Here is a 372-nt window from a genome sequence, read left to right as displayed (position 1 = left end):
GCATTGCCAGAATCGCACGGTGCTTAAGATTGCGGGTGACCTGTAGCAGTTTTATAACCTCCTCTTTGGAAAGTACAGTGGGCAAAAACCGACTCTTCTGAGGCCGAAAAATGTCCTTAGTCTCAATATCTGCGCATTTATAGAGCTCAAAAAAATGCTTGACAGCACTAATGCATTGCCTGTGCGTGCTAATCGCATAATTCTCTGCAGCAATGCGTTGTTCAACAAATAATTCCACATCGCGGGAAGTCAATTCAGCAAAAGGTTTTTCCCCAATAAAATCAACCAACTTAAGAACAAAGTTGTAATAGGTTCTTACACTACTTTCGCTTAGCCGCTGTCCCCGTAAATATGCGACATATTCGTGCAGCA

At 42.7% G+C, this 372-nt stretch carries 1 protein-coding gene; it reads right to left on the bottom strand.

The genetic code is table 11. The features are described from left to right. The coding region (locus HC175_RS20585) for a phage integrase N-terminal SAM-like domain-containing protein (protein ID WP_168139883.1) at positions 1 to 372 on the bottom strand (372 nt) is incomplete at both ends.

It is taken from the genome of Salinimicrobium oceani, assembly GCF_012037645.1.
The sequence above is the reverse complement of the archived record's forward strand: the minus strand, read 5'-3'. Positions and strand labels throughout refer to the sequence as shown.